Source organism: Psychrobacter sp. Sarcosine-02u-2, assembly GCF_002836335.1.
GTDB classification, from domain to species: domain Bacteria; phylum Pseudomonadota; class Gammaproteobacteria; order Pseudomonadales; family Moraxellaceae; genus Psychrobacter; species Psychrobacter faecalis.
Genome location: NZ_PJBX01000092.1, coordinates 1 through 280, shown reverse-complemented (window position 1 = coordinate 280; position 280 = coordinate 1). Strand labels below are relative to the sequence as shown.

Annotated in this window: 1 protein-coding gene; it reads left to right on the top strand. The window is 47.9% G+C overall.

Features of this window, described 5'->3' with window-relative positions:
- On the top strand, positions 1–280 hold a 280-nt coding region (locus tag CXF58_RS01400), incomplete at both ends, for a c-type cytochrome (protein WP_145989785.1).

Genomic DNA, 280 nt, shown 5'->3' with positions numbered 1-280 from the left:
CAAATGCCAGTAAAGATATTGTGGTACCAGACTTAGAGAAGGTCGATATCAGCTCTGGGGGCGCGGACTATAAGGATATGTGTGCAGGCTGTCACTTGTCTCCGGGAGTGGCACAAACTGACTTTAGTGAGAGCTTATATCCAAAGCCGCCCAACTTTACCAAGGCTGATATTGTCAAACGTTATCAAACAGAAGACGGTGCAAAGCAAGGCTTTTGGGCAATCAAGCACGGTATTATGGCATCTGGAATGCCAGCATGGGGTGCTTCTCATGACGACGA